At 49.7% G+C, this 22524-nt stretch carries 18 protein-coding genes, 1 tRNA gene and 2 pseudogenes; 15 read left to right on the top strand and 6 right to left on the bottom strand.

The window, feature by feature from the left end:
- The first annotated feature begins 174 nt into the window (after window positions 1–174).
- The 8 genes from AAHB66_RS01810 to yjeJ all read left to right on the top strand — a co-directional run bounded on the left by AAHB66_RS01810 (window position 175) and on the right by yjeJ (window position 10392).
- Window positions 175–735 (top strand): fimbrial protein, encoded by a 561-nt coding sequence (locus AAHB66_RS01810; protein ID WP_347115007.1) that lies wholly within the window; start codon window positions 175–177, stop codon window positions 733–735.
- 62 nt (window positions 736–797) lie between these two features.
- Window positions 798–1493: a molecular chaperone gene (locus tag AAHB66_RS01805; RefSeq protein WP_347115006.1), complete on the top strand. Its 696-nt coding sequence runs from the start codon at window positions 798–800 to the stop codon at window positions 1491–1493.
- Between the two features lie 33 nt (window positions 1494–1526).
- Window positions 1527–4067, top strand: coding sequence for a fimbria/pilus outer membrane usher protein (locus tag AAHB66_RS01800; RefSeq protein WP_347115005.1), 2541 nt, complete (start codon window positions 1527–1529; stop codon window positions 4065–4067).
- Between the two features lie 17 nt (window positions 4068–4084).
- Window positions 4085–5116 carry a fimbrial protein gene (locus tag AAHB66_RS01795; protein WP_347115004.1) on the top strand — a complete coding sequence of 344 codons (1032 nt, stop codon included), beginning with the start codon at window positions 4085–4087 and terminating at the stop codon, window positions 5114–5116.
- Window positions 5117–5544: 428 nt separating this feature from the next.
- The gene (locus AAHB66_RS01790) at window positions 5545–5907 is read left to right on the top strand and encodes a hypothetical protein (protein ID WP_347115003.1); all 363 of its coding nucleotides are present in this window, start codon (window positions 5545–5547) and stop codon (window positions 5905–5907) included.
- Between the two features lie 199 nt (window positions 5908–6106).
- Window positions 6107–7393, top strand: a complete 1287-nt coding sequence (locus tag AAHB66_RS01785) for an HlyD family secretion protein (protein WP_347115002.1) — start codon at window positions 6107–6109, stop codon at window positions 7391–7393.
- Window positions 7386–9503 (top strand): peptidase domain-containing ABC transporter, encoded by a 2118-nt coding sequence (locus tag AAHB66_RS01780; protein ID WP_347115001.1) that lies wholly within the window; start codon window positions 7386–7388, stop codon window positions 9501–9503. The genes AAHB66_RS01785 and AAHB66_RS01780 overlap by 8 nt, the downstream gene beginning before the upstream one ends.
- Window positions 9504–9528: 25 nt before the next feature.
- A complete protein-coding gene (gene yjeJ / locus AAHB66_RS01775; RefSeq protein WP_347115000.1) occupies window positions 9529–10392 on the top strand; it encodes a YjeJ family protein in 864 nt (287 codons plus the stop codon).
- Between the two features lie 48 nt (window positions 10393–10440).
- On the opposite strand, the gene AAHB66_RS01770 is transcribed toward yjeJ, so the two are convergent.
- From AAHB66_RS01770 to AAHB66_RS01760, 3 genes are all read right to left on the bottom strand, one after another.
- The gene (locus tag AAHB66_RS01770) at window positions 10441–10794 is read right to left on the bottom strand and encodes a DUF4156 domain-containing protein (RefSeq protein WP_333853561.1); all 354 of its coding nucleotides are present in this window, start codon (window positions 10792–10794) and stop codon (window positions 10441–10443) included.
- Between the two features lie 138 nt (window positions 10795–10932).
- The gene (gene groL, locus AAHB66_RS01765; protein ID WP_347114999.1) at window positions 10933–12579 is read right to left on the bottom strand and encodes a chaperonin GroEL; all 1647 of its coding nucleotides are present in this window, start codon (window positions 12577–12579) and stop codon (window positions 10933–10935) included.
- Between the two features lie 44 nt (window positions 12580–12623).
- A complete protein-coding gene (locus AAHB66_RS01760) occupies window positions 12624–12917 on the bottom strand; it encodes a co-chaperone GroES (RefSeq protein WP_032616151.1) in 294 nt (97 codons plus the stop codon).
- Between the two features lie 177 nt (window positions 12918–13094).
- Between AAHB66_RS01760 and yjeH the strand changes: the two genes are divergently transcribed.
- Window positions 13095–14324: an L-methionine/branched-chain amino acid transporter gene (yjeH, locus tag AAHB66_RS01755; protein ID WP_347114998.1), complete on the top strand. Its 1230-nt coding sequence runs from the start codon at window positions 13095–13097 to the stop codon at window positions 14322–14324.
- Between the two features lie 84 nt (window positions 14325–14408).
- On the opposite strand, the gene AAHB66_RS01750 is transcribed toward yjeH, so the two are convergent.
- Complete coding sequence (locus tag AAHB66_RS01750; protein WP_220435198.1) at window positions 14409–14879, bottom strand: FxsA family protein; 471 nt, start codon at window positions 14877–14879, stop codon at window positions 14409–14411.
- A 336-nt stretch (window positions 14880–15215) separates the two neighbouring features.
- Between AAHB66_RS01750 and aspA the strand changes: the two genes are divergently transcribed.
- The 5 genes and pseudogenes from aspA (at window position 15216) to AAHB66_RS01725 (ending at window position 20803) form a co-directional block, all read left to right on the top strand.
- A complete protein-coding gene (aspA, locus tag AAHB66_RS01745; protein ID WP_337018428.1) occupies window positions 15216–16652 on the top strand; it encodes an aspartate ammonia-lyase in 1437 nt (478 codons plus the stop codon).
- Window positions 16653–16766: 114 nt separating this feature from the next.
- A pseudogene (locus AAHB66_RS01740) lies at window positions 16767–18069 on the top strand (anaerobic C4-dicarboxylate transporter).
- 113 nt (window positions 18070–18182) lie between these two features.
- On the top strand, window positions 18183–18506 hold the full coding sequence (gene cutA, locus AAHB66_RS01735) for a divalent cation tolerance protein CutA (protein ID WP_347114997.1): 324 nt from the start codon (window positions 18183–18185) through the stop codon (window positions 18504–18506).
- Window positions 18482–20179 carry a protein-disulfide reductase DsbD gene (locus AAHB66_RS01730; protein WP_347114996.1) on the top strand — a complete coding sequence of 566 codons (1698 nt, stop codon included), beginning with the start codon at window positions 18482–18484 and terminating at the stop codon, window positions 20177–20179. Before cutA ends, AAHB66_RS01730 begins: the two co-directional genes overlap by 25 nt.
- A gap of 48 nt (window positions 20180–20227) precedes the next feature.
- Window positions 20228–20803: a transcriptional regulator gene (locus AAHB66_RS01725; protein ID WP_347114995.1), complete on the top strand. Its 576-nt coding sequence runs from the start codon at window positions 20228–20230 to the stop codon at window positions 20801–20803.
- On the opposite strand, the gene AAHB66_RS01720 is transcribed toward AAHB66_RS01725, so the two are convergent.
- Both AAHB66_RS01720 and AAHB66_RS01715 read right to left on the bottom strand, forming a co-directional pair.
- Window positions 20800–21390, bottom strand: coding sequence for a LysE family translocator (locus AAHB66_RS01720; RefSeq protein WP_347114994.1), 591 nt, complete (start codon window positions 21388–21390; stop codon window positions 20800–20802). The two genes, AAHB66_RS01725 and AAHB66_RS01720, sit on opposite strands and share 4 nt — an antisense overlap.
- A gap of 36 nt (window positions 21391–21426) precedes the next feature.
- Window positions 21427–22300, bottom strand: a pseudogene (locus AAHB66_RS01715) (AraC family transcriptional regulator).
- 143 nt (window positions 22301–22443) lie between these two features.
- On the opposite strand from AAHB66_RS01715, the gene AAHB66_RS01710 reads away from it, so the two are divergent.
- Window positions 22444–22519: transfer RNA gene (locus AAHB66_RS01710), tRNA-Phe, on the top strand.
- The last annotated feature ends 5 nt before the right edge of the window (window positions 22520–22524 follow it).

Raw genomic sequence — 22524 nt, 5'->3', positions numbered from 1 at the left:
ATTTAATGCTTATTCCTACGGCGTGCTAGGTAATAGGCTTTGTTTTTTTGAGATAGCGAAAAGAAACAAACGGACTCATAGAGCCAAAGACAAATAGAAAGACTGCATAGATCACCTTACAAGGCTTTCTATTTAAAATGGGAATTGAAATTTAGTTAAATATGGATTTAGCAAATGAAAAAGAATATTCTGGCAGTTATTGTTGCAGCAGCATCCGTACTGAGCGTTCAGGCTTTCGCCGCCGGTAACAATGCTCAGCTGGTTATTAACGGTACCGTTACTGATACTGACGAGTCCTGTAACGTGACCCCAGGCGGCGCTATCACTGGCGGCACCGTAGTTCTGGATGATATCAAAGCATCTGCACTGGAAGCTCTGGCTATCAATACCCCGGCAATGGCTTCAGCAAAAAACATTACTTATAAAGTTGAAGACTGCAAAAAAGCAGGCGAAGACTTTACTGGTGACCTGAGCGTGAACGTTACCGGCAACTACATTTCTGGTACCCCGGATGTACTGAGCAACGAAGCTGCAAGCCCAGCAACCAACGCTGCTATTGCAATGATTCACAGCGACTCTACCCGCGTTAAATTCGACGGCACCGGTTCTAAAACTGTTTCTTACACCGCTGGCACCCCAACTATGCTGAACTACAAAGCAGCATACGTTAAAACTGCTGAAGGTGTTACCCCAGATGATGTTAAAGGCGTAGCTACCTTTACTATCACTTACTAAGTTTTCCAAAAGAGCCACCTGCTTGCGCGGGGGGGCTCTTTTTTTTATATAGAGATATCATCATGTGGAAGTCATTACTTAAATTATCGGCTACCTTAGTCTTATCCGTTAGCTATATGGCTAACGCAGGTGTTGTCGTCGAATCAACTCGTTATCTTTATAAAGAAGGCGCACGAGAAATCAGTGCTCAGTATGAAAATAAAGATGATACGCCGTATTTAATGAAATCATGGATTGAGCCTCCTGAAGGCGCCAGCAATAGTTATTTCATGGTTACCCCACCCCTTTTCCGTCTGGAAGCTAAGCAGAGGAATACCGTAAGGGTTTTTCCTAACGCTTATATCTCAAACGCACCGAAGGATCGTGACTCACTTTATTTCTTCAACATTATGTCGATTCCACCATCGAGCGATAGCGTTGATGGCGAAAATACGCTGCAACTGGCAGTGCGTCACAGAATGAGACTGATCTATCGGCCAAAAGCCATTCAGAACATCAATATTAATGATGAAGTAAAAAAACTGGAGTGGAAAAAAAGCGGGACGACTATCACTCTAAAAAACCCGACTCCTTTTTTTATTTATTTTAAATCCGTTAAGATCAATAACAAAGAATTTATGAACGCCATACCCCACATTGGGCCTTATTCCACACAAGATTATAAGTTGCCCTTCGACGTTAGCGGAAAACAAATAGAGTGGAGAATCGCTACCGAGCATGGGGGCATGGGATCCATAAACACATCATCAATTAGATGATTTATTTTTTTATTGAATGTTCAGGGTGAACACATGTCTCTGCAAAATAAGAAAAAAACTTATTTATTTACCGGAAATACGCCTAAATACGTCGCTCTGGTACCGGCTTTGATTATCAGCTTAAGTAATAATAATGCCCTGGCTCGAGATTTTTTTGATCCTGCATTTATAAAATCAGTGGGTCAAAGTGACTCAACTTCGCCGCTCGATTTATCGGCATATTCCAATAAAGACTCCCAGGCGCCGGGAGAATACCGTGTTGAAGTATTACTGAATAATGACTTTCAGGAATCCAGTACAATACGCTTCGTAGAAGCCAGCGGCAGCGAGGGGGCAACCCTTGTTCCATGCCTGAGTATTAAGAAATTAGAAAGCTATGGTGTGCGGATCGCCGCTTTCCCTGGTCTGAAAGAGGATGCTAATGGTTGCACTAATACCAGCAGCATCCCTGATTTCAAAACTGAATTTAACTTTAATACGCAGCAGCTCTTTATTTCCATACCTCAAGCTGCGCTTGTTAACATCGCACAAGGCACTATTTCGCCTGAAGAGTATGACGAAGGTATCAACGCTTTACTTGCGAACTATCAGTTTACTGGCGGTCAGGACTTTAAGACTAAAGATGAAAACTACAATCTTAACCTTCAGTCCGGCTTAAACGTTGGAGCGTGGCGTCTCAGAAACCTTGGCGCATGGAGTAAAGAAGCGGGCGGAAAAGGGAAATGGGATTCCGTTTATTTGTACGCCCAGAGGAACATCATTCCTCTTAAAAGCTCATTAGTCGTTGGTGAAAGTTCATCCCTATCAACGATTTTTGATGGTGTTCCTTTCACCGGTATTCAATTAGCCTCCGATGATGAGATGCTTCCTGAAAGCCAGCGTGGCTATGCACCAGTCATTCGCGGTATCGCAAAAACAAACGCCCGCGTTGTGGTTAAGCAAAATGGTTATCAAGTGTACCAGGCTTTCGTGGCACCAGGCGCATTTGAAATCAGCGACATGTACGCTACCGGCGGTAATGGTGACTTATATGTTACTGTAGAAGAGTCAGATGGTACTCAGCAAAGATTTATCGTGCCTTTTGCTTCTCTGCCATTGATGCTTCGTGAAGGGCAAATGCAATATGAAATCACGAGCGGGAAGTACCGCCCTTATGATAAAGCCACCGATGAAACGCCCTTTACCCAGGCGACAATCACTTATGGTGCCCTCACTAACACAACATTTTATAGTGGCCTACAGGCTGCTTCGAAGTATAAATCAATCGCGCTTGGTATAGGTCATAACCTGGCAGAGTTCGGGGCGATTTCGGCGGACATTACCCAGGCATGGTCCCAATTAAAAAATGCTGCTAAAACGTCAGGTCAATCCTGGCGTATTCGCTACGGTAAAAATATTCTTGAAACCGGCACGAATATTACAGTAGCAGGTTATCGCTATTCGACTGAAGGATTTAATACTTTAGCAGAAGTGTTCGATTCCTATAATAATAATATTTCCAACTCGTCGACAAGGTCGGTGCGTAACAGAACAAACCTCACTGTAAACCAAAGCCTCGGTGAAGGGTTGGGAAGTATTTCAATTTCAGGCGTCTTTGAAGATTACTGGAATAATAAGAGACGTAACAGTTCGCTTAGCGTTGGCTATAATGGCGGTTGGAAACGCCTTAACTATTACTTAGGTTATAGTTACAACCGTTATTCATGGGAAAACAGCCGGTCCGATCGTGTTAAAGAAGATGACCATCTGTTCTCATTGTCAGTTTCTGTTCCACTGGGTGATTGGATTCCGAACACCTATGCTACTTATGCTCTGAACAACAGTAACCCAGGCTCGACTGAACAGTACGTATCATTGGGTGGCGTTGCACTGGAGAATAATAATCTCGACTGGAACGTGCAGCAGGGTTATAGCAATCGCGAAAGCGCAAGCGGCGGAGTTTCCAGCACTTATAAAGGTTCTTTAGGCTCCGTTAATGCTGGCTATAGCTACAATAAAGAGAGCCAGTTGATCAACTATGGTGCCAGTGGTGGGGTTCTTGTTCATGCTGATGGTATTACGCTTGGGCAAGAAATGTCAGACACAGCTGCATTAGTTAAGGCTCCAGGGCTGAGTCATGTTCGTCTGGAAAATGATCCAAGTATTGAAACCGATTATCGTGGTTACGCTATTGTTCCTTACCTGAATCCTTATCGTCGTACCAGTGTTTCATTGGATAGCACGACGCTGGCTGAAAATATGGAACTGCCAAAAACCACTAAGAAGATCGTTCCGACACGTGGCGCAATCACACGGGCTAACTTCGAAGGTAATATAGGACATCGTGCATTCCTTATCTTAAAACTGCCTACAGGTGGATTTGTTCCTTATGGTTCAACGGTAACAACAGACACCAGGAAAGACTCCCAGGCGAGTATCGTCTCTGACGGCGGCATGGTTTATATGTCTGGCCTGAAAGATAACGGTCAGGTATATGCTCAATGGGGAAGCAAACCTGAGCAGCAGTGCTCAGCGACATATAGTCTGTCGATGGTACCAGGGAATATTGCGCAATCAACCGTCGTTTGCCGATAATAAGGAAATATAAGATCATGAGAAAAATCATTACTCTTATTGGCTTAATGTGTTTTTATCATCAAGCCAGCGCCACATGCGAATATAAAGGCTCAGAGCAGTCGGTGGGCTTTAACTTGAGTGGCATGAAAATTTTATCAGATGCGACTATACCCACTGGTACCGTTTTAGCCGCCAAAAAAATCGGCGGTAACGTCGCAAATATGAAAACTTTTTATAATTGTGGCCCAAGCGATGTTTATGCTGTGCTTCCAATGACACCAACGGCAGAAGCTGTTGGCGTTAAAGGTATTCAGGGCGGTAAAGTCTATGAAACGGGGATTCCAGGTATTGGTTTTCAAATTTCAGATGCTATCAAAGGAACAAACTTCCGCCCTAGCCCAGTGGAATTTGGCACAGTAAATGCCTGGAAGCTCAATTCAACGTCTTCGGCTGTACAGCAGCTTATCGTATGGTTAATCAAAACTAATGAAGATATTGATACCAGTGTTACGACTGCAAAAACGCTGGCAGTTTCGTACAGAGCAGGTTCAGTGTCACAGGTGGAAAGTAACTCTACAACCGCAAGGCTGTTAAGGGCGAACCTGACTTTTGGTCCCTTTACTTTTAGACAGACATCATGCGATATAAAAGCCGTGGGTGGTAGCACCATTACGCTGGACAAAATCAAAGTATCGAAGCTTGTGGCTACTCTTTCTGGTACAGCAACGGGTAATCAAAAATCATTCACGATGCAGGTCGATTGTCCTAAAACATCTGTAGGGAATTCATTTATCTATTGGTTTAACCCATTGACTGAAAACTCATCTTCAAAAAATGGCGTATTACTCAACTCCATACCTACGACCGCTGGTGGTGCTGGGGGGACAGGCTTCATCCTTAAACAGGATATGTCACCGATTAAATTCTATGATTATACGAGTTACTCAATTTTAAGTGCGAAGGCAACTCAGCAGTTGACGTTCAATGCCGATTATATTCGTACTGGAGAAACGGTAACGGTTGGTCAGGTTAGGGCCATGTTCGAAATCGTACTGCAAGAAAGATAGTCATTTAATAGCAACTGTATTGCTTATACTAAATCAGCCAGGTTTGTCCTGGCTGATTTCATTTTTATGAACAGCCATCCTGTGTACTCGTATTGGTATTTATGAAGCACCTTCTGGCAAAGCAGAAGTTAAGCCTTACTTAAATAAATTAAAGATTTAATCACAATCTTTCACCTATCCAGAACGAGACTATTTTGTCATTAACATTTTTTAGATATGAAAGTGATGACTTCAGATAAATGAATACTAAAAAAACATGATTTATACGAAATCATTATTGGGAAATTTATTTTTTTGGCTACAATCGTTTTCGAAAGTTGCCCATAAAGCGATAAGTGGTAGGGTGATTATTTCTTCGTAGAACTTTATTGGATAAAGACCTGTTCAGAGAATAAAGTTTTGCCTAACAAATTTTAAAGGATTAAAAAATGAAAGAATTAACAGTCGTAGAAATGAACAATGTTTCCGGTGCAGGTGTACGCCAGATTCTGGATGGTTCTCAGGGCCTGTTTGCTGGTATCGTTGACAGTGTTGTTGGTTGTGCCATCGGTTTGATCGGGTACGCTTCCGGTGGTGCGCTGCAGGGCGGTCTGGCTTCAGGCAGCTCCGGCGACCTTCTCGGTTTCGCTAACATCGCAATCGGTGTAGGTGCGTTGTGGGGCGGTATCCAGGGTGCTCTGTTTGGCGGCATCATGGGCGTTTATAACGGCGCTGACTATATCAACGGCCAGATCACTCGTCTGATCGACGGTATCCTCGATGGTACTGCGGGCGGCTTTAAACCTTATTAATCAATACTACATTGACTAATGACTTTGCATACAGGACCATATGGTCCTGTATGTTTTTCTTGATATAACATACGTTTTAGCTAATCAACAACTTATTTTCTAAATTATAAGGATTGTAATAAATAAGTTGCGCCCCGTTCAGATCGATTACTCCACTGATAACGGTTAAATTCTGGCAGCTATATAAAAGTGATCACCGATGACAAATAAATTATATCGAAAGGAAGCGATTGAATATAAAAAGAATTACTGGAAAGGGAAGGCTTTGCTTTTAGCTGGCATGCCAACCAGATATATTGTTGCATTTTCATTTTTATTTTTATTCATACTAATATTGACTTTAACCAAGTGCAAATATACTCAACGTATAGATGTCAGAGGCGAGGTCATTACCCTGCCGCATTCTATTAATGTTTTTGCACCTCAACAAGGCTTCATCACTAATAAATTTGTGGAAAATGGCGAAATTGTAAAAAAAGGAACGCCACTCTACGAACTGGATGTTTCACGCTCTACGCTTTATGAAAATGTCAACGAGGCAATGTCTCAGGTCATCAATGAAAAAATTGCCAACGCAGATGAAATAGTCAGTAAGACGCTGAAAAATAAAGAAGAGACGCTTGAAGCATTAGCTAAGCAACAAAAGCAATATGAAGATTCTCTTAAAGAGACTAAAACAATGTTATTGGACACTGGCAAAGGGCTGCAAAAAATGCGCGAAAACCTTTCCAGCTACGATACGTATCTCAAGAAAGGTCTTATAACTAAAGACCAATATAATTATCAGCATTCCCTTTATTTTCAGCAGCAGAGTACTTATCAGTCGCTTGTCAGCCAAAGAATGCAACTCGAAACACAGCTTACCCAGTTGAAAAGCGATCTGGTCGTCAAGGGAGCCGATTTTGACAATCAAATCTCAAGCCAAAAAAACACGATTAATGATTACAAAAATCAGAAGGTTGAGTCTAACGCTAACGGCCATTTAGTCATCAAAGCAACTACAGACGGAAGAATTGAATCACTGACCGTCACTGTTGGCCAGATGGTGGACAAGGGCAGCAGCCTCGTTCAAATCAAGCCAATCGAAAACGTTGAATATTTTTTAGTTGTTTGGCTGCCAAACAACAGCCTTCCGTATGTCAAGCCGGGTGACATAATGAACATACGTTATGATGCGTTTCCTTCCGATAAATTCGGGCAGTTCCCGGGCGAAATCGTATCAATTTCATCAGTACCCGCATCCCGGCAAGAAATGGGTGAATATACGAATGTTTCATCTGGTATGAATCAGCAGGAATTAGCACTTTATAAGTGCATTGTTAAAATTAAAGATACGGCATTTAAATACAATGGAAAAGAACTCACGCTAACAAATGGGCTTAAAGCCCAGGCAATAGTTTTTCTTGAGGAAAGACCTCTCTATATGTGGATGTTTACCCCACTGATTAAAATTTCACAAAGCGTGAGTGGACCAATTCATGGATAAGACTTTATTCAAAAGTATTGTTTCTAAACTCAATTTTTCGTTGAGAAGAAAAACGCCGGTAATCATTCAATCAGAGGCGGCAGAATGTGGCATCGCCTGCCTGGCGATGATCTCTGGTTATTATGGTTATAGCATTGATTTATTTAACTTCCGTAATAAATATGGCAGCCCTTCCCACGGCGTGACACTTTTGTCGTTGAGCAAAACAGCTGAATATGCGGGACTGAAAAACCGGGCACTGTCCTTAGATCTTGATGAAATTAATCAACTCAAATTGCCCTGTATCATTCATTGGGGAATGAACCATTACGTTGTATTAACCAAAGTTCGTAAGTCCAGTTTTGTCGTGCATGATCCTGCGCTTGGTAAGCGCATTATTAGCATGCAGGAAATGTCTAATCATTTTACGGGTATTGCCTTAGAACTCTGGCCCGATCACAATTTCAAGCAAGAAAAGGTCAAATCAAGACTTCGCTTACTTGATTTGATGCGTAATATCGTTGGTTTAAAAGCTGCGCTAGTAAAAATATTTGCTTTATCTGTTGTAATCGAGGCTATCGGCCTGTTGATTCCCGTCGGTACGCAATTAGTGACGGACCACGTAATCATTGCGCACGACCAAAATCTTTTAGCCGTAATCTGTATCGGATTGGTTTCATTCACGCTTTTTCGCGCCTTTATTAGTATGTTACGAGCGTGGACTTCACTCACATTAAACACACTTACTAATATCCAATGGAAAACCTCCCTGTTTGATCACCTGGTCAGCTTGCCACTGTCGTTTTTCGAAAAACGGCAACTGGGCGATATACAGTCTCGCTTTTCATCGTTAGATACTATTCGTTCTACTTTCACGAACAGTATCGTTAGCGGTGTTATCGACACCATTATGACCATTGGCCTTCTCATCATGCTGACGCTTTATGGTGGCTGGTTAGTGTGGGTGGTTGTCGGTTTTACAACCTGTTATGCCGTTATGCGCCTGGCAACCTACCGTTTTTACCGTCGTGTCTCAGAAGAACAGGTGGTCAAAGGCGCCCGTTCCAATTCACATTTTATGGAGTCGCTTTACGGTATCGCAACGATTAAAGCATTAAACCTGAGAGAGCGTCGTTCCCAGCACTGGCTCAACATAAATATTGATGCCTGTAATGCAGGTATAAAGCAAACGCGTTTCGATATGTTATTCAGCGGCATCAATACCTTCATTTCGTCCATTGATCAGGTGGTCATACTGGGGCTGGGTGCTTTGATGGTCATTGATAACAAAATGACACTCGGTATGTTCATGGCCTTTAATGCCTATCGTGGGCAGTTTTCGCAACGGGCTAGCGGCTTGATAGATCTCTTCATGCAGCTGCGTATGTTATCTTTGCATAACGAACGTCTCTCAGAAATCGCTTTTAATGAACCTGAAAAGGAGATGCCTTTACGTCGGGTATTTGAAGAAAATCATGGCGTTAAGCTTGAAGTTAAAAATTTAACTTATCAGTATGATCCTTTCGCTCAGCCCATATTTTCAAATTTGAATATTACAGTGGCCCCAGGCGAATCAGTCGCGCTCGTAGGTCCGTCAGGTATTGGTAAAACGACATTGCTTAAGGTGATGAGTGGCCTGCTAGCGCCTACGCATGGTGATGTTCTGGCAAATAACCTACAGATAGATAAAATTGGCCTGAATAACTTCCGCCTTTGTACGGCCTGCGTGCTTCAGGAAGATCGACTGTTCTCAGGTTCTATATCTGAAAATATCAGCGGTTTCGACGATAATCCGGATCAGTCATTCATCGAAGAGTGCGCACGTAGAAGTAATATTCATGATGAAATTATGAATATGCCGATGGGTTATGAAACGCTTATAGGAGAGCTTGGGTTAGGGATTTCCGGCGGACAAAAACAGCGTGTGCTTATTGCCCGTGCGCTCTACCGTAAGCCAAGCATTTTGTTTATGGATGAAGCAACAAGTCATCTGGATCTTAATAACGAAGCCAGCATTAACAAGGCTATATCTGGTTTGAGCATAACGCGTATCATTATTGCACACCGGCCATCTACTATCGCTTCCGCAGACCGTATTATCGATCTGTCTAAGCACGCTCCTGCAGCGTAACACACTAAATTAAAAGGAATTAGTTATGACCATTAAAGTACAAGGATTGAATACAGCATCGATTAAGTATAATAATCGTCTGGCGTTAATGATGTTAAAGGTTAAATCTGACTCTAATGAAATTCAGAATTTATATTTATCTGTAAATACGCTTGTGGATTTACTTTCTATCCTTCGACACCGTATGATGATTACGGTACAGCGTTTACAAGATAAAGGTGATATTTATAAGTCACAAATTCAGGCTGACAGCGAACTAATGCTGCAAAACACACCAGAAATAAAATTAGAAGAATTAGAACAACCTGACTTACAGGATCAAATCGCATCGTTAGCGCCAAAATTCAGTGACGAACATTTTACGCTAATTGTTATGTTACAAAACAATAGCGTCGTGACTCTTCATATTGAAGATACACAAGTAGAGTTTCTTTTGCTGGCACTGAACCAGGCACTTAATACCAGTGGTGATAAAGAGACGATGCAAGTGATAGGTTCCCTACTCGACTTTATTATGCTTTATTTCGTTGACTTAACGAATCTTGAATATTTGAATTATCGCCATGTCGAACATGAGGTATGGAAACAGAATTTATTCTTAAACCATATGCTGGTTCTGTATGTTTTCGAAACGGATAAAGGCAAACAAATTATGGCCGGTACTGTACTTAAGACCAATATTACGCCGGGTACCGCAGAAATTGAAAACCTTATCAGTCGGGTCGCGTCATTGACCCCTGGGCTTCAGGCCATTCAGCAGAAGTTCCGCGTTTGCCAGACATTCTATCGGCCAGTAGCTACGGCTCAGGAAGGGGTGCTGTCAAAAGAAGAATACCTCCGTGCCCTGCACGCATTCTGTCTTGAAATGCAGCCAGCCGTTAATGCATAACATCGGTACTGAAATAGCCCTCTTCTGAAGAGGGCTACCTTGGCTATATCAATTCGGGCACTTATAAACCTGGCCCTGCATTTCACTGGCGGTCGGAACAAAGCTTGATAACAAACCTTGGGTCGGGCTGCTCACACCATAAATCACGTTTCCGCCCATTTCGGCAGCCTGGTTACGCAGGCCATTCGCCGCACCACGCATTGAGCCGCCCTCTTCGCCATGCTGACCTGAGAGCCAGTTGCTTTGCTTGCCCGTTGCGGTGCCAACCAGCTGACATTCGCTTCCCGGCTTATCTTCTACAAAGCGAACGCTCTGCCCACCTGCAGACAGCTCATTGCCGGAGCTGCAACCCGCCAGCAGCAGCGCTGCTCCCACAATCCCTGCACAAACGTTAACGCGCATGTTATTCCTCGTTTTCAATAAGCTGGGCAGGTGCTGCCCGCGTCTAAACCTTATACTAAAAAGATGACCAAAAGAAAAACCCCCCGATCATTTCTGACCGGGGGTTTTTTTATTTCTGCGAGGAGCAGAACAACATGATTACATCATGCCGCCCATACCACCCATACCGCCCATACCACCAGCAGCACCTAAATCAGGCGCGTCGCCTTTTGGCAGGTCGGTAACCATGCACTCGGTAGTGATCATCAGACCAGCAACAGATGCCGCGTACTGCAGAGCAGAACGGGTTACTTTAGTTGGGTCCAGGATACCGAAGTCGATCATGTTGCCGTATTCTTCAGTCGCCGCGTTGTAACCGTAGTTACCTTCGCCCGCTTTCACCATGTTTGCTACAACAGACGGCTCTTCGCCGGCGTTGGAAACGATCTGACGCAGTGGAGCTTCCATTGCGCGCAGCGCAACTTTGATACCCACGTTCTGGTCTTCATTCTGAGCGGTCAGGCCAGTCAGTTTCGCTGCAACGCGAACCAGAGCAACACCACCACCCGCAACCACGCCTTCTTCTACCGCAGCACGGGTCGCGTGCAGGGCGTCGTCAACACGTGCTTTCTTCTCTTTCATCTCAACTTCGGTAGCAGCACCGACTTTGATAACTGCCACGCCGCCTGCCAGTTTCGCTACGCGCTCCTGCAGTTTTTCACGGTCGTAGTCAGAGGTCGCTTCTTCGATCTGCTTACGGATCTGAGTAACACGGCCCTGAATGGCATCTTCTTCACCCACGCCATCGATGATGGTGGTGGTGTCTTTGTTGATAACAACGCGTTTCGCCTGACCCAGATCTTCCAGCGTCGCTTTTTCCAGCTCCATACCGATCTCTTCAGAGATGACGGTACCGCCAGTCAGGGTTGCGATATCCTGCAGCATCGCTTTACGACGATCGCCGAAGCCTGGTGCTTTAACCGCAGCCACTTTCACGATGCCACGCATGGTGTTAACCACCAGGGTCGCCAGCGCTTCGCCTTCAACGTCTTCAGCGATGATAACCAGCGGTTTGCCTGCTTTCGCAACGGCTTCCAGCACTGGCAGCATTTCGCGGATGTTGGAGATTTTCTTATCAGCCAGCAGGATGAACGGGCTTTCCAGTTCTACTGCGCCAGTTTCCGGCTTGTTGATGAAGTAAGGGGACAGGTAGCCGCGGTCAAACTGCATACCTTCAACCACGTCCAGTTCGTCTTCCAGACCGGTACCGTCTTCAACGGTGATCACGCCTTCTTTACCGACTTTATCCATCGCTTCAGCGATCAGTTTACCTACGGTTTCGTCGGAGTTAGCGGAGATAGTACCAACCTGAGCAATCGCTTTAGAGTCAGAGCACGGTACGGACAGCGCTTTCAGCTCTTCAACAGCAGCAACGACAGCTTTGTCGATACCACGTTTCAGATCCATCGGGTTCATACCCGCAGCAACGGCTTTCAGACCTTCGGTGATGATAGCCTGCGCCAGTACGGTTGCAGTGGTGGTGCCGTCGCCCGCAGCGTCGTTCGCTTTAGAGGCAACTTCTTTCACCATCTGGGCACCCATGTTTTCGAACTTGTCTTCCAGCTCGATTTCACGCGCAACGGAAACGCCATCTTTGGTGATGGTCGGCGCGCCGAAGGATTTGTCCAGAACCACGTTACGGCCTTTCGGGCCCAGGGTCACTTTAACTGCGTCTGCCAGTACGTTTACGCCGCGCAGCATTTTCACACGAGCGTCGTTACCGAATTTTACGTCTTTAGCTGCCATTTTAATCTTTCCCTTAAATTCGTATGTTCAGTGTCGTTCGCGGATTACGCTTCAACAATTGCCAGAATGTCGCTTTCGGACATGATCAACACTTCTTCATTGTCGATCTTCTCGGACTTCACACCGTAGCCATCGTTGAAAATGACGATGTCACCAACTTTAACGTCCAGAGGCTGCACATTTCCGTTTTCCAGAATGCGACCCTTACCGACAGCGATGATTTCGCCACGAGTTGATTTTGCTGCTGCAGAACCGGTCAGAACGATACCGCCCGCAGATTTGGTTTCAACTTCTTTACGTTTGACGATCACACGATCATGTAACGGACGAATACTCATTGATAGCTCTCCTTTGAGAAAGTCATTATCAGTTATGGGTGACGCCGGGCCGTAAGCGGTTTTCCGGCTAGTGCCCTGAGAGATGGGGATGGGGTTTTACCCCTTCAAGGGGTAGTCGAAAAAAAATTTGCGAAAGTGTTACCATCGCCTCTCTTTTGATGGTGGCAGGACAACGGAATGAGTGGACTCAAACAGGAGCTGGGACTCGCGCAGGGTGTTGGCTTACTTTCTACCTCTTTATTAGGCACGGGGGTGTTTGCCGTGCCGGCGCTGGCTGCCTTAGTCGCGGGGGATAACAGTCTGTGGGCATGGCCAGTATTAATAGTCCTGGTGTTCCCGGTGGCGATTGTCTTTGCCATTCTCGGGCGACATTTCCCGAGTGCCGGTGGCGTGGCGCATTTTGTCGGGATGGCATTTGGCCCGCGTCTGGAGCGCGTCACCGGCTGGTTATTTCTCTCGGTGATCCCCGTGGGTCTGCCTGCCGCCCTGCATATTGCGACGGGTTTTGGCCAGGCGCTGTTTGGCTGGCATGATGCGCAGCTGTTGCTGGCCGAACTGGGTACGCTGGCCATCGTCTGGTGGGTTGGCTCACGCGGGGCCAGTTCCAGCGCCAATCTGCAAACTCTTGTTGCGGTGCTGATTGTGGCGCTGATTGCCGCCATCTGGTGGGCAGGCGATATTCAGGTCACAGAGATCCCCTTCCCTGCCGTAACCGCTGTTGACCATTCGCAGCTTTCCGCCGCGCTTTCCGTTATGTTCTGGTGTTTTGTCGGCCTCGAAGCCTTTGCTCATCTGGCGTCGGAATTTAAACAGCCGGAGCGCGATTTCCCGCGGGCTTTGATGATCGGCCTGCTGCTGGCGGGCACAGTCTACTGGGCCTGTACGGTGCTGGTCCTCCACTTCACCGCCTATGGTGCCGATATGGCGGCGGCAGCCTCGCTGCCAGCCATTGTGGTGCAGCTGTTTGGCGTGAAGGCATTGTGGATCGCCTGCGTTATTGGCTACCTCGCCTGCTTCGCCAGCCTCAATATTTACATCCAGAGCTTTGCCCGACTGGTGTGGTCCCAGGCACTGTATAAGCCGGAAAGCCGCCTCGCACGCCTGTCCAGACGTCAGCTGCCGCTCAACGCGCTGAATACCGTGCTGGGCTGCTGCGTGTTGAGCACGCTGGCAATCTACTGGCTGGATATCAACCTCGATGCGCTGATTGTCTATGCCAACGGCATATTTATCATGATCTATCTGCTGTGCATGCTGGCGGGCTGCCGGCTGCTGAAAGGCCGCTATAAGGCGCTGGCCGTCATCGGTGGGGTGCTCTGCTTACTGCTGCTGGCGATGGTGGGATGGAAGAGTCTGTACGCCATTGTGATGCTGGCGGGGTTGTGGGTCTTTTTTACCGAAGCGTAGCCCGGTGTAAATGCCGGATGGCGCTGCGCTTATCCGGCCTACATCCGTAGGCCCGGCAAGCGCAGCGCCGCCGGGCAATTTCTCTTAACGGTCGTCTTTATGATCCAGACGGTCGCGCTGGTCATCCTTACGCTGATACTCCCCGTCAAAGGTCTCGCCACCGCCCGTTCCGGCGCTGAATCCGCCGCCCGGCATCCGGTTAAACCGCAAATGCGGCATCAGTTTCAGCGTCAGAAGCTTCTGCACTGGCGGGACGAGCAGCAACAGGCCGAGGAAATCGGTAAAAAATCCGGGAATAATCAGGAGGATACCGCCAATAATCAGCGACACGCTTTTGACCATCTCCGCCGCCGGACTCTCGCCTGCGGCCATTTTCTGCTGCATTAACAGGAAGTTTTTGAAACCCTGATTGCGCACCAGCGACATGCCAATGACCGAGGTGAAAATCACCAGTATCAGGGTCAGCAGGACGCCAAACACATGGGCGACCTGAATAAAAATAGAAATCTCTATATAAACATAGAGAAAGATGGCAACTAACGGTATCCAGCGCACTGGCTTCTCCTGTGTGGCAGACGCCGTTGTGGCCCCTGTCGGTATCAATTTGCGATTCGCGTCTGTCAGAAATGGAGGCGTTTAGTCAAAATTCAATCGGTTTGCACGGATATTTTTTCTGGAAATATTAAAGCGGTGATTCATTTCACAGATTGATAAATATCATGTCACCGGGTCGATAATAAGTGATCCAGGTTACGGCATTTCGCTATCATCAGCATATCATTCCGGGTATCTGGCCGATTCAGGGGATAATCGTCGGTCAGAAAATAGACATAACCACAGATGTACTGTGTGTTTAGTACAATCAATCGGCAGCTTGAAAAGAAGGTTCACATGTTAAACAACATTCGTATCGAAGAAGACTTGTTGGGTACCAGGGAAGTTCCAGCGGATGCCTACTATGGTGTTCACACTCTGAGAGCGATTGAAAACTTCTACATCAGCAACAGCAAAATCAGCGACATCCCTGAGTTTGTGCGTGGCATGGTGATGGTGAAGAAAGCCGCAGCCATGGCAAACAAAGAGCTGCAAACCATTCCGAAAAGCATCGCCAATACCATCATCGCCGCCTGCGATGAAGTGCTGAACAACGGCAAGTGCATGGATCAATTCCCGGTCGACGTCTATCAGGGCGGCGCGGGTACATCGGTGAACATGAATACCAACGAGGTACTGGCCAACATCGGTCTCGAGCTGATGGGTCACCAGAAGGGCGAGTACCAGTACCTGAACCCGAACGATCACGTCAATAAATGCCAGTCCACCAACGACGCCTACCCGACCGGCTTCCGTATCGCCGTCTACGCCTCCGTGGTGAAGCTGGTGGATGCTATTAACCAGCTCGGCGAAGGTTTCCAGAACAAAGCCGTCGAATTCCAGGACATCCTGAAAATGGGCCGCACCCAGCTGCAGGACGCGGTGCCGATGACCCTCGGTCAGGAGTTCCACGCGTTTAACGTGCTGCTGAATGAAGAGACCCGTAACCTGCTGCGCACCTCTGAACTGCTGCTGGAGGTAAACCTCGGGGCAACGGCGATTGGTACGCGCCTGAATACCCCGGATGGCTATCAGCAGCTGGCAGTGCAGAAGCTGGCCGAAGTCTCCAACCTGGCGGTTGTGCCAGCAGAAGACCTGATTGAAGCCACCTCCGACTGCGGCGCTTACGTGATGGTGCATAGCGCGTTGAAACGTCTGGCGGTGAAGCTGTCCAAAATCTGTAACGACCTGCGCCTGCTCTCTTCGGGCCCACGTGCGGGTCTGAACGAAATCAACCTGCCGGAACTGCAGGCGGGCTCGTCCATCATGCCAGCCAAAGTGAACCCGGTCGTGCCAGAAGTGGTCAATCAGGTGTGCTTCAAAGTCATCGGTAACGACATTACCGTCACCATGGCCTCTGAAGCGGGTCAGCTGCAGCTGAACGTGATGGAGCCAGTGATTGGCCAGGCGATGTTTGAGTCGATTCACATTCTGACCAACGCCTGCTACAACCTGCTGGAAAAATGCATCAACGGCATCACCGCCAACAAAGCGGTCTGTGAAAGCTACGTCTATAACTCCATCGGCATCGTGACTTACCTCAACCCGTTCATCGGTCACCACAACGGCGACATCGTCGGTAAGATCTGTGCCGAAACCGGTAAGAGCGTACGAGAGGTCGTACTTGAGCGTGGCTTGCTGACAGAAGCCGAGCTGGATGATATCTTCTCGGCACAAAACTTAATGCACCCGGCCTATAAAGCAAAAAGATACACGGATGAAAGTGAACAATAACAGTTCAGGTTAAACTTCATGAAGGCACGTCACTTGACGTGCCTTTTTTGTTTTTAGGCGTTACCAAACCACAACAATTCAATATCAACTTGTTAATAAGCAAGGTAGGCACTCATGTTTGGAGCAGAACTCGTCGTCGTCCTGTTGGCGATATACTTAGGCGCAAGACTCGGGGGGGATCGGTATCGGTTTCGCCGGTGGACTTGGCGTGCTTGTACTTACTCTCTTTTTTCAAATTAAACCCGGCGCTATCCCGTTCGACGTCATTGAGATCATCATGGCGGTTATCGCCGCCATCGCCGCCATGCAGGTCGCGGGCGGTATGGACTACCTGGTAAGTTTGGCGGAGCGTATGCTGCGTCGCCACCCGAAATACATCACCTTCCTTGCCCCACTGGTCACCTGGTTTATGACCATCCTGGCCGGTACCGGCCATACCGCGTTCTCCACCCTGCCGGTGATTACCGAAGTGGCGAAAGAGCAGGGCATCCGTCCATCTCGTCCGCTCTCCATCGCCGTGGTCGCATCGCAGATTGCCATCACCGCGTCACCTATCTCCGCCGCGGTGGTGTTCTTTGCCGGGATCCTTGAGCCGTTGGGCGTAAGCTACCTGACGCTGCTGGCGATCTGTATTCCGGTCACCCTGATTGCGGTGATGATCACTGCGGTGTTCTGTAACTTCCTCGGCGCCGAGCTGAAAGACGATCCGGTCTATCAGGAACGTCTGGCGAAAGGTGAAGTGAAACTGCGCGGCAGCCAGGCCTTTGTCCTGAAGCCACACGCTAAACGCTCCGTGCTGCTGTTCCTGATCGGGATTATCGCGGTGATGTTCTACGCCACCGCCATCAGCGATACCGTAGGGCTGATTCAGAACCCGGTCCTGCCGCGTAACGAAGCGATCGTGGTGTTCATGCTGACCATCGCCACGCTGATTAGCATTACCTGTAAAATCGACACCAGCGAAGTGCTCAACGCCAGCACCTTCAAATCCGGTATGAGCGCCTGCGTCTGCGTACTGGGTGTGGCCTGGCTGGGCGATACTTTCGTGAAAGCCCATATCACCGATATCCAGACCGTGGCGGGCGATCTGCTGCATAACTATCCGTGGCTGCTGGCGGTAGTGCTGTTCTTTGCTGCGACCCTGCTTTACTCCCAGGCGGCAACCACCAAAGCGCTGATGCCTGCGGCACTGATGCTGGGCGTCTCTCCACTGACCGCGATTGCCTCTTTTGCTGCCGTTTCCGCGCTGTTTGTTCTGCCAACCTACCCGACCCTGCTGGCCGCGGTAGAGATGGATGACACTGGCTCCACCCGTATTGGTAAGTATGTGTTTAACCACGCCTTCCTGATCCCGGGCGTGATTGCTATTACCCTGTGTGTGATCCTCGGCTTCATCATTGGCGGGATTGTGCTGTAAACCGCTTTTGGTTGTAAAAAGAGTTAAAGTCGGGCCGCTTAGCGGCCCGATTCATTAATGAGCAACGGCCGGTCGTGATATAGTGATTTTTTTCGCGATACCGAGGTCGACTTGTGAATACGCCCGACACTGTTGTTGTTCTGTGTACCGCTCCCGATGAAGCTACCGCCCAGGATCTTGCCGCCAAAGTGCTGGCAGATAAACTCGCTGCCTGCGTGACCATCCTCCCCGGCGCCACCTCCCTTTACTACTGGGAAGGCAAGCTGGAGCAGGAGTATGAAGTGCAGATGCTGCTTAAATCCAGCGTGGCCCATCAGCAAGCACTCCTCGACTGCCTCAAATCGCATCATCCTTACAAGACCCCGGAGCTGCTGGTGCTGCCAGTGCTCCACGGCGATAACGACTATCTCTCATGGCTCAACGCTTCCTTACGCTGATCCTGCTGCTGTGCAGCACATCAGTCTTTGCCGGGTTGTTTGATGCACCCGGCCGCTCGAATTTCACGCCTGCCGACCAGGCTTTTGTCTTCGACTTTCAGCAAAACCAACATGAACTGAATCTCAACTGGAATGTGAAGGAGGGCTATTACCTCTATCGCAAGCAGATCGCGATCACGCCCGCTCAGGCGCAGGTCGGCGCACTTCAGCTGCCCGCCGGGGTGGCGCACGAAGATGAATTCTACGGCAAAAGCGAAATCTACCGCGGTCAGCTTTCGGTGCCCGTCACCGTCGCGCAGGCGGATAAAGGCGCTACGCTGACAGTGACCTATCAAGGCTGTGCCGACGCCGGTCTGTGCTATCCGCCCGAAACTAAAGTCATTCCGCTTAGTGAAGTGAAAGCGGCCGCCGTACCTGCAGTTTCCCCTCTCCCCACAGAGGAGAAGACCGGTGAAAGAGGCGAACTGCCCTTCTCCGCTTTCTGGGCGTTGTTGATTGGCATTGGTATCGCCTTCACCCCTTGCGTGTTGCCCATGTATCCGCTGATCTCAGGCATCGTTCTCGGTGGTCAACAGCGGCTCTCCACCGGCCGTGCGCTGCTGCTGGCGTTTATCTACGTTCAGGGGATGGCGCTCACCTATACCGCGCTCGGTCTGGTGGTCGCGGCGGCCGGGCTGCAGTTCCAGGCGGCGCTCCAGCACCCCTGGGTGCTGATCGGTCTGTCGGCGGTCTTTATCCTGCTGGCGCTGTCGATGTTTGGCCTGTTTAGTCTGCAATTGCCCTCCTCCCTGCAAACCCGCTTAACGCTGATGAGCAATCGCCAGCAGGGCGGATCGGTGGGCGGCGTCTTTGCGATGGGTGCCATCGCCGGGCTGATCTGTTCGCCCTGCACCACCGCCCCGCTCAGCGCGATCCTGCTCTATATCGCCCAGAGCGGGAATATGTGGCTCGGCGGCGGCACGCTTTATCTCTACGCCCTCGGGATGGGTCTGCCGCTGATCCTGGTGACGGTATTTGGCAACCGCCTGCTGCCGAAGAGCGGCCCGTGGATGGAGACGGTAAAAACCGCCTTTGGTTTTGTCATTCTGGCGCTGCCGGTATTCCTGCTTGAGCGGGTGATCGGCGATGTCTGGGGCCTGCGCCTGTGGGCGATGCTGGGCGTCGCCTTCTTTAGCTGGGCCTTTATCAGCAGCCTGAACGCCAGCAAGCCGTGGATCCGCATCGTGCAGATCCTGCTGCTGGCCGCCGCGCTGGTCAGCGTACGCCCACTGCAGGACTGGGTCTTTGGCGCACCTGCCGCGCAAAGCCAGGCGCACCTGAATTTCACGCCGATCGAAAACATCGACGGGTTACATCGCGCGCTGGCGCAGGCAGAGGGGAAACCGGTGATGCTGGACCTCTACGCCGACTGGTGCGTCGCCTGCAAAGAGTTCGAAAAATACACCTTCAGCGACCCACAGGTGCAAAATGCCCTGAAAGATACCGTCCTGCTGCAGGCCAACGTTACGGCGAACAGCGAGCAGGATAAGGCCCTGCTGAGGGCGCTTAACGTGCTCGGCCTGCCCACCATCTTGTTTTTCAACGCACAAGGTGAAGAGCAGCCCGCACAGCGGGTAACCGGTTTTATGGACGCCGCATCGTTCAGTGCGCATTTGCGCGATCGCCAACCGTAAGCGACACTTTTAAGCGGGAAAGTACGAAAGTAAACGGAGGAGAAAACCGTGCAACGTGAAGATGTTCTGAGCGCAACCCTGAAATTGCTTGAAATTCAAGGGATAGCCAGCACCTCGCTGGAGATGGTTGCCGAACGTATTAATTATCCTCTGGATGAACTGCGCCGTTTCTGGCCCGATAAAGAGGCGCTGCTGTACGATTCCCTGCGTTATCTCAGCCAGCAGGTGGATACCTGGCGCAGGCAGTTGATGCTCAACACCGAGCTTTCGGCAGAGCAAAAGTTACTGGCGCGCTACTCTGCGCTCACCGAATGTGTGCGTAACCACCGCTATCCGGGCTGCCTGTTTATTGCCGCCTGTACCTTTTTCCCGGATCCGGGCCATCCGATCCACCAGCTTGCCGATCAGCAAAAGCGCGCCTCGCATGACTTTACCCATGAGCTGCTGACCACCCTGGAAGTGGACGATCCGGCGATGGTGGCTAAGCAGATGGATCTGATCATGGAGGGGTGCCTCAGCCGGATGCTGGTGAACCGCAGCCAGGCCGATGTCGATACGGCACAGCGGCTGGCGGAAGATATCCTGCATTTCGCGCAGTGTCGCAAAGGTGGCGCGCTGACTTAAGCCAGCATCCCCGCCCAGGCAGAAATGAAGAGACACAGCGCCATCAGGCGCTGAAAACGCACCATCGCCGTAGTGGTCCGAAACAGCCTGTTTACCGCCTGTCCCAGCCATGCCCAGCACAGCAGGCAGGCAATGGAGATCAGCAAAAACCACAGCGCCATCAGCGCGATATCACGTAACGCATGCTCTCCCGCCGGGGAAAACAGGCTGACGACCGCCAGCGCCATCATCCAGGTTTTAGGATTGATCACCTGCAGTAACGCCGCCGCGCGTGCGGTAAAGCGGGTATGCGTATGGCGGGAGAGGTTTGCCGCGGGCGCGCAAAACAGCTGCCAGCTCATCCAGCTTAACCACAGTACCCCGGCCCAGCTCATCACCTGACGCACCAGCGGATACTGGCGCAGCAACTCCCCCGCCCCGGCACCCGAAATCAGCACAATGGCGCTGGCCGCCGCACAGGCACTCACCAGCGCAGGCAGAGTAGCCTTCACGCCATAGTGCTGGCTGTTGGTCAGAACAAGAATATTGGTGGGCCCCGGCGTTATCGAGGCGACAAAGGCAAATAACAGAAACGGCATCAGGTTCACAGGTAGCTCCTTTTTATCAGAGCCCTGACATTGCCGCTATTTTCTGGAAACGTCTGGAAGGTTTGTGCACAACCGACGGTAGTGGGCTGGGGTGATCCGGTAGGCCCGCTGGAACCAGCGCCCTAAATGGCTTTGATCGGCAAACCCCAGCGCCGCCGCCACGTCGACGGGCTGATCCCCGCGCGCCAGAAACTGCCGCGCTTTGGCCAGCCGCAGCTGAATAAGCCAGGCATGTGGTGCCAGGTGGAACTCGCGCTTGAAGCAGCGGGTGAGCGTGAAGCGATCGGTACCGGTCTCCCGGGCCAGGTCGGAGAGGCCGATGTTGTCGCCCAGATGGGCGTAAAGATAGTCCCGGGCCCGGTGCGCCACCGCCGCGCTCTGCAATTGTGAGGGTAATTTTTTGCGCCAGTGGCAATGGGAGGTGAGCTGTGCCAGCAGATTATCCATCGTGCTTTGCTGGACGATCTTCATCTCGTCATTGTGCAGGGTCGCAAAGGTGTCGCCAATGGTGCGCACCAGCTGCGGCTCGCGGGTCAGGGTTTGCTTAAAATGCAGGGAGTAGCTGCCGGGCGTCGAGTCATACAGGCCATGCAGGGTGTCAGTGAGCCAGCGCTCGTCGAGGTAGAACGTCAGATAGGTGAAGCCGCCGGCAACGGGCGCATCGCCGTCGTGGATCTCGCCCGGCTCAAGCAGGAACGCATCCCCCCGGATGGCTACGGTGGCGCTCACGGCGGCAATGGAACTGCTGGGTGCCGCTGAGGGTGATCCCCACCAGATAGCTGTCGTGCCAATGCGGATCGTAGGCGTGCCCTTCAAAGTGCGCCTTGATGGTTTCAATTCCTGTATCCGCATGCTGTCGCAGCTCAAGCCAGTCGTTCACTGTCGCGCCCCCCTTTTTCGCTGTCAGCATTGCCTGAGCTTATCTTCCTGTCTGGAAGATTTGTGCAAAATCGACGCGCAAACCGACAGATTGCCGCAATCTTAAGCAGTTGAACAGCTTTTCCCGAAATAAGGTTGACGACCGTACGTGATTGCGGTTTAATGCGCCCCGTTGCCCGGATAGCTCAGTCGGTAGAGCAGGGGATTGAAAATCCCCGTGTCCTTGGTTCGATTCCGAGTCCGGGCACCACTATT

Source organism: Leclercia sp. S52, assembly GCF_039727615.1.
Taxonomy (GTDB): domain Bacteria; phylum Pseudomonadota; class Gammaproteobacteria; order Enterobacterales; family Enterobacteriaceae; genus Enterobacter; species Enterobacter adecarboxylatus_B.
Note: the sequence above shows the minus strand (reverse complement) of the source record. Positions and strands in the feature narration are given on the sequence as shown.

What these genes read in the sequence shown, in the direction of transcription:
- AAHB66_RS01770 (WP_333853561.1), bottom strand. Translation starts at nt 10,794, where the DNA reads ATGCGCGTTAACGTTTGTGCAGGGATTGTGGGAGCAGCGCTGCTGCTG.
- AAHB66_RS01790 (WP_347115003.1), top strand. Translation starts at nt 5,545, where the DNA reads ATGAAAGAATTAACAGTCGTAGAAATGAACAATGTTTCCGGTGCAGGT.
- AAHB66_RS01810 (WP_347115007.1), top strand. Translation starts at nt 175, where the DNA reads ATGAAAAAGAATATTCTGGCAGTTATTGTTGCAGCAGCATCCGTACTG.
- yjeJ (WP_347115000.1), top strand. Translation starts at nt 9,529, where the DNA reads ATGACCATTAAAGTACAAGGATTGAATACAGCATCGATTAAGTATAAT.
- yjeH (WP_347114998.1), top strand. Translation starts at nt 13,095, where the DNA reads ATGAGTGGACTCAAACAGGAGCTGGGACTCGCGCAGGGTGTTGGCTTA.
- AAHB66_RS01805 (WP_347115006.1), top strand. Translation starts at nt 798, where the DNA reads ATGTGGAAGTCATTACTTAAATTATCGGCTACCTTAGTCTTATCCGTT.
- AAHB66_RS01785 (WP_347115002.1), top strand. Translation starts at nt 6,107, where the DNA reads ATGACAAATAAATTATATCGAAAGGAAGCGATTGAATATAAAAAGAAT.
- groL (WP_347114999.1), bottom strand. Translation starts at nt 12,579, where the DNA reads ATGGCAGCTAAAGACGTAAAATTCGGTAACGACGCTCGTGTGAAAATG.
- AAHB66_RS01795 (WP_347115004.1), top strand. Translation starts at nt 4,085, where the DNA reads ATGAGAAAAATCATTACTCTTATTGGCTTAATGTGTTTTTATCATCAA.
- AAHB66_RS01780 (WP_347115001.1), top strand. Translation starts at nt 7,386, where the DNA reads ATGGATAAGACTTTATTCAAAAGTATTGTTTCTAAACTCAATTTTTCG.
- AAHB66_RS01730 (WP_347114996.1), top strand. Translation starts at nt 18,482, where the DNA reads ATGGCTCAACGCTTCCTTACGCTGATCCTGCTGCTGTGCAGCACATCA.
- aspA (WP_337018428.1), top strand. Translation starts at nt 15,216, where the DNA reads ATGTTAAACAACATTCGTATCGAAGAAGACTTGTTGGGTACCAGGGAA.
- AAHB66_RS01760 (WP_032616151.1), bottom strand. Translation starts at nt 12,917, where the DNA reads ATGAGTATTCGTCCGTTACATGATCGTGTGATCGTCAAACGTAAAGAA.
- AAHB66_RS01800 (WP_347115005.1), top strand. Translation starts at nt 1,527, where the DNA reads ATGTCTCTGCAAAATAAGAAAAAAACTTATTTATTTACCGGAAATACG.